The sequence below is a fragment of the Pseudomonas sp. RGM2987 genome, assembly GCF_022952855.1.
In the GTDB taxonomy this organism is placed as follows: Bacteria; Pseudomonadota; Gammaproteobacteria; order Pseudomonadales; family Pseudomonadaceae; genus Aquipseudomonas.
This window is the reverse complement of sequence record NZ_JALJDX010000059.1, coordinates 1-4,779: the sequence shown is the minus strand read 5'-3', so window position 1 is coordinate 4,779 and position 4,779 is coordinate 1. Positions and strand designations below refer to the sequence as shown.

5 protein-coding genes are annotated in these 4,779 nt (G+C 58.4%); all 5 read left to right on the top strand.

What is annotated here, in order from left to right; genetic code table 11:
* Window positions 1-236: 236 nt before the first annotated feature.
* On the top strand, window positions 237-1,019 hold the full coding sequence (locus tag RGM2987_RS00515; protein ID WP_245138164.1) for a MetQ/NlpA family ABC transporter substrate-binding protein: 783 nt from the start codon (window positions 237-239) through the stop codon (window positions 1,017-1,019).
* A gap of 540 nt (window positions 1,020-1,559) precedes the next feature.
* Window positions 1,560-2,225 carry an amino acid ABC transporter permease gene (locus RGM2987_RS00510; RefSeq protein ID WP_245138163.1) on the top strand — a complete coding sequence of 222 codons (666 nt, stop codon included), beginning with the start codon at window positions 1,560-1,562 and terminating at the stop codon, window positions 2,223-2,225.
* A complete protein-coding gene (locus RGM2987_RS00505) occupies window positions 2,206-2,865 on the top strand; it encodes an amino acid ABC transporter permease (protein ID WP_245138162.1) in 660 nt (219 codons plus the stop codon). Before RGM2987_RS00510 ends, RGM2987_RS00505 begins: the two co-directional genes overlap by 20 nt.
* Window positions 2,862-3,644: an amino acid ABC transporter ATP-binding protein gene (locus RGM2987_RS00500; protein ID WP_245138161.1), complete on the top strand. Its 783-nt coding sequence runs from the start codon at window positions 2,862-2,864 to the stop codon at window positions 3,642-3,644. Before RGM2987_RS00505 ends, RGM2987_RS00500 begins: the two co-directional genes overlap by 4 nt.
* A complete protein-coding gene (locus RGM2987_RS00495) occupies window positions 3,641-4,522 on the top strand; it encodes a transporter substrate-binding domain-containing protein (RefSeq protein ID WP_245138160.1) in 882 nt (293 codons plus the stop codon). The genes RGM2987_RS00500 and RGM2987_RS00495 overlap by 4 nt, the downstream gene beginning before the upstream one ends.
* Window positions 4,523-4,779: the final 257 nt, after the last annotated feature.

Below are 4,779 nucleotides of genomic sequence, written 5' to 3'. Positions count from 1 at the left end.
CTCGGGTGCGTAGCAGCCCCCAAAAAACTACGGCTGCTACGCACCCGAGCGGGAGCAAGCTCCCTCGCCACAAGGGTATTTTTTCATATGAGTAAAACGAATATGAACTTGAATAAAAGATATTGTTAAGGCATAAAAAATATCGGTATCTTCCGCTTCACGCCAGCGATAGCACTTCGCTGGCACTTCCCCATTTGGCTGTCGCAAAGACGACAGTGATTTAATAAGGACACTGCATGAAAAAGGTTCTGTTGTTCACCGCATTGGCGGCAGCCCTGACCTCGGGCCTGGCCCAGGCAGCAGAGAAACTGGTGGTGGCAGCCACCCCGGTGCCGCACGCTGAGATCCTCGAGCTGATCAAGCCGGCCCTGGCCAAAGAAGGCGTGGACCTGCAAATCAAGGTCTTCACTGATTACGTGCAACCCAACGTACAGGTTGATCAGAAGCGCCTGGATGCCAACTACTTCCAGACCCTGCCGTACCTGAAAAACTTCAACGAAGGCAAAGGCACGAATCTGGTGACCGTGATCGGCGTCCATGTTGAACCGTTCGGTGGCTACTCGAAGAAGTACAAGACACTGGCCGAACTGCCAAACGGCGCAACCATCGCACTGCCTAACGAAGGCAGCAACAGCGGGCGTGCACTGCTTCTGTTGCAGAAGGCTGGCCTGATCGAGCTCAAGGACCCGAAAAACGCCCTGGCAACGCCGAAAGACATCGCCAAGAACCCGCACAACTTCAAGTTCAAGGAACTGGAATCGGCCATGCTGCCGCGGGTTCTGGACCAGGTTGACCTGGACCTGATCAACACCAACTACGCCCTGGAAGCAGGCCTGAACCCGGCTAAAGACGCGCTGGTGATCGAAGGTTCGGATTCGCCTTACGTGAACTTCCTGGTGGCCCGTCCGGACAACAAGGACAGCCCGGCCATCCAGAAACTGGCCAAGGCCTTGACCAGTCCGGAAGTGAAGGCATTCATCGAGAAGAAATACAGCGGCGCGGTACTGCCAGCGTTCTGATTCGAGCGGTAGACCCTTTCACGGTTTAAACGCCGACGGCTGTGGCAGCGTCGGCGTTTTTTTATGTTCGTGTTTCAACTGTGGGTGGTGGTGTGACTGAGGCCACTATCGTCGGATCGCCGCCCGGAGCAGGCTCGCTCCCATAGGGGACAATTCATCCCATGGATCAGGCCACCCTGGCCTTCAATGCCCGGCGCAACGCCACCAGTAATTTCACTATTTCCTGCGGGTCCAGTCGCTGCGGCGCTTTTACGTCAGCCATGTTCTCTTCCCTGTGATGGTTCGGCCGGGAGTCTGGCCAAAAACCGTGCATCCTTGAAGGGCCATTTCAAAAAAAAGATCCTTCCTACGGCGCAAAGAAAATAGTCGCCTTCTTTCCTCGCAGCAAATACACAGGATAGTTTTTTGCGTGATATCAATATGCTTTAACGGTATTTAAATTTAACTTCTTATGCCATTAAAGTCGCTGCCTGCCGGGCGGTTACCCGCTGCCCATGGATTGCACGAGCGTCGCTTACCGAGCGATGTCCAGGATGGCCGATGAATTTTGATTACGCTTTTATCCTCAGCACCCTGCCGGCGTTTTTCAAGGCCGTAGGCGTTACGCTGCAGGTCGGTCTGGTGGCTATTGTCACATCGCTGCTGGTGGCGTTGGTCAATACCACGATCCTGGTCTGGCGCACGCCTTACCTGCGGCGCCTGGTCGGGCTGTACGTGGAGCTGGCGCGTAACACGCCGCTGCTCATCCAGCTGTTCTTCGTCTACTTCGCATTACCGGCCCTGGGCATCAAGGTCTCGGGCTTCGCGGCGGCGATCATCACCATGACGTTCCTGGGCGGTGCCTACCTCACCGAAGTGCTGCGCGCCGGTGTGGAGGCGGTGCCCCAGGCGCAACTGGAGTCCGGGCGTTCCATCGGGTTGTCACACGGGCAGTTGCTGCGCTACGTGATCCTGCCCCAGGCCGGGATTCTCAGCCTGCCGTCGCTGTTCGCCAACTTCATTTTCCTGCTCAAGGAAACCACGGTGGTCTCGGCCGTGGCGGTGCCGGAGATCCTCTACACCACCAAGAGCTACATCGCGCTCTATTACAAGACCTACGAAATGCTCGCAGTGCTGACGCTGATTTGCGTGCTGCTGTTCCTGCCGTTGTCGTTGTTGCTCAGTCGTCTGGAAAGGAGGCTCCAGCATGGCCAGTTCGGGTCTTGAGTTGCTGTGGGTGTCGCTGCCGCAGTTGGGCAAGGGTGCTGCGCAAACCCTGTCGATTTCCTTGCTGGGCATCGTCCTTAGCACCGTTGGCGGAGTGCTCTACGGCGTACTGCGCACACTGAAGGTAAAGTGGCTGGACGCGATCCTGCGGGTCTACCTGGAACTGTTCCGGGCGATTCCTGTGCTGGTCTGGTTATATCTGTTGTTCTTCGGGCTGCCGATCTTTTTCGGCCTGAGCATTCCCAGCTTCTGGTGCGCGGTCCTGGTGTTGTCCTTATGGGGCGCCACTGAAGTGGGCGAGGTGGTGCGTGGTGCGCTGCATTCGTTGCCCCGCGGTCAGCGCGAGGCGGGATTGTCGATCGGCCTGGACGGACCGCAGCTCTATGGCTACGTGCTGTTGCCGCAAGCGCTCAGGCGCATGACGCCGCCGACCATCAACGTCTACACCCGCCTCATCAAGACCAGTTCCCTGGCGGTGCTGATCGGTGTGGTGGACGTGATCAAGGTCGGCCAGCAAATCATCGAGCGCACCTACGAATCCGTGCTGATCTACGGTGCGCTGTTCCTGTTTTTTTTCTTTATCTGCTACCCGCTCTCGGCCGCTTCGCGGGTCCTGGAGCGGCGCTGGACGCACGCATGAGCGCATTGATCGAGTTCAAGGGTTTCAACAAGTTTTTCGGCGACCAACAGGTGCTGGACAGCATCGACCTGCAAGTGGAACCGGGTGAAGTGATCGTCATCCTCGGTCCGAGCGGTTGCGGAAAAAGTACCCTGTTGCGTTGCCTTAACGGGCTGGAAGTCGCCCACAGTGGCAGCCTGAAGTTTGCTGGCCGCGAGCTGCTGGACAAAGACACCGACTGGCGCGAAGTACGGCAGCAGATTGGGATGGTGTTCCAGAGCTACCACTTGTTCCCGCACATGAACGTGCTCGATAACCTGCTGCTCGGCCCGGTCAAAGTGCAGAACCGCGACCGCCGCCAAGCGCGTGCCCAGGCTGAAGCCTTGCTGGCGCGCGTGGGTCTGCTGGACAAGCGCGATGCTTTCGCGCGGCAGCTCTCCGGCGGCCAGCAGCAACGCATCGCCATCGTTCGTTCGCTGTGCATGAACCCCAAGGTCATGCTGTTCGATGAAGTCACCGCCGCCCTCGACCCGGAAATGGTCAAGGAAGTGCTGGAGGTCATTCAGGGCCTGGCCCGCGAAGGCATGACGCTGTTGATCGTCACCCACGAAATGGCCTTTGCCCGGGCCGTGGCCGACCGCATTGTGTTCATGGATGCCGGGCGCATCCTTGAGCAAAACCCGCCCGAGATTTTCTTTACGAACCCGCAAACCGCACGAGCGCAGCAGTTCCTGGAGAAGTTCTCCTACGTCGCCGCACTACCCAAAACGACTCAAACAAAGGAACTGGAACTGCCATGAAAACTGCCAAATCCGCTTTGCTGTTATTGCCGTTGCTCGGTCTTGCCTTGCTGGCCGGCTGCAACAAGACCGAAGAACCATCCAAACCACAAGCTGCCAGCCAGAGCACAGCGCCGGCCAGCTACCTGGAGAAAATCAAGGCGCGGGACAAATTGATCGTCGGGGTCTTCACCGACAAACCGCCGTTCGGTTTTGTCGACGAGACCGGCCGCTATGTCGGCTTCGATACCGACATTGGCCGCCGTTTTGCCAAGGATCTGCTGGGCGATGAAAACAAGGTCGAGTTCGTCGCGGTTGAACCGGCGAGCCGGATTCCGTTTCTGCAAAGTGACAAGGTCGACCTGATCCTTGCCAACATGACCGTGACGCCAGAGCGCAAGGAGGCGGTGGAATTCACCAACCCCAACCTGAAAGTCGCCGTGCAGGCGCTGGTGCCGCAAGCCAGCGAGGTGAGGAACCTGGATGACCTGGCGACCCGTACCACTATCGTCACCACCGGCACCACGGCGGACATCTGGCTGACCAAGAATCATCCGGACTGGAAACTGCTCAAGTTCGAGAAAAACTCCGAGTCCCTGCAAGCGCTGGCCAATGGGCGGGGCGATGCCTATGCCCAGGACAATCTGGTGTTGTTCAGCTGGGCCAAGCAGAACCCAGGCTATCGTGTGCTGAGCCAGACGCTGGGCGCCGAAGCACCGATCGCACCGGCGGTGAAGAAGGGCAATATCGAACTGCGTGATTGGGTGAATGCCGAGCTGGCGAAGCTGGGTGAGGAGAAGTATCTGCTCAAGCTGTATGACCAGTATGTGCGTAAGGAACTGAGTGATGAGACTCGGCCGGAGAGTGTGATTGTCGAGGGGGGGAAGTGGCAGGGGTGAGTGCCCTGGCAGCCGGCCTGGGTTTTGACCGGGTACATATCCGTTGCTGCGGTAACGGCGGCTTATGGGAGCGGGCTCGCCCGCGAAGGCGGCCTGACAGTCGACCTAACTCTCCCGGCTGCACTGCGATCCAACTGTGGGAGCGAGCCTGCTCGCGAAGACGTCAGCCCAGACAACCCATACCCCGTGGCGAGGGAGCTTGCTCCCGCTCGGCTGCGCAGCAGTCGCTAAAGCGAGTCATGCGGTCAGTCTGGAAA

What these genes read in the sequence shown, in the direction of transcription:
- RGM2987_RS00505 (WP_245138162.1), top strand. Translation starts at nt 2,206, where the DNA reads ATGGCCAGTTCGGGTCTTGAGTTGCTGTGGGTGTCGCTGCCGCAGTTG.
- RGM2987_RS00495 (WP_245138160.1), top strand. Translation starts at nt 3,641, where the DNA reads ATGAAAACTGCCAAATCCGCTTTGCTGTTATTGCCGTTGCTCGGTCTT.
- RGM2987_RS00515 (WP_245138164.1), top strand. Translation starts at nt 237, where the DNA reads ATGAAAAAGGTTCTGTTGTTCACCGCATTGGCGGCAGCCCTGACCTCG.
- RGM2987_RS00510 (WP_245138163.1), top strand. Translation starts at nt 1,560, where the DNA reads ATGAATTTTGATTACGCTTTTATCCTCAGCACCCTGCCGGCGTTTTTC.
- RGM2987_RS00500 (WP_245138161.1), top strand. Translation starts at nt 2,862, where the DNA reads ATGAGCGCATTGATCGAGTTCAAGGGTTTCAACAAGTTTTTCGGCGAC.